This is a genomic window from Halalkalibacter flavus (assembly GCF_036663575.1).
In the GTDB taxonomy this organism is placed as follows: Bacteria; Bacillota; Bacilli; order Bacillales; family Bacillaceae_D; genus Halalkalibacter; species Halalkalibacter flavus.
Window position 1 is genome coordinate 1 of the sequence record NZ_JAWRVK010000194.1, and the last position, 280, is coordinate 280.

A 280-nucleotide genomic window follows, 5' to 3' on the forward strand; every position below is an offset into this window, starting at 1 on the left:
TTTCATCGGCCACCGTGACACTGGCCTGACGTACTCGCTGAATTAACGCTATCAACCGCTACTCCTTAAACTGCGCTGTGACATTAGCAAACATGCGGCGGCAACCTTGCTGCACCGCCTGCTGCATTTTATCTTCCGCCAAACCATGAAAGCCACCAGATACCCACGTAAGTTGATGCGGTGCGCTGCCTTGGGCTAAAAACTCCCGCAATAAATGCTCGGGGCACACCCAATCTTGCGTGCCTTGAATAATTTCGGTGTGAGCCGGCCATTGTTGCCG

At 53.2% G+C, this 280-nt stretch carries 1 protein-coding gene; it reads right to left on the reverse strand.

What is annotated here, in order from left to right:
* Nucleotides 1-58: 58 nt before the first annotated feature.
* A partial coding sequence (locus tag SAY88_RS24965) for an alpha/beta hydrolase (protein WP_332635116.1) occupies nt 59-280 on the reverse strand: 222 nt, incomplete at its 5' end.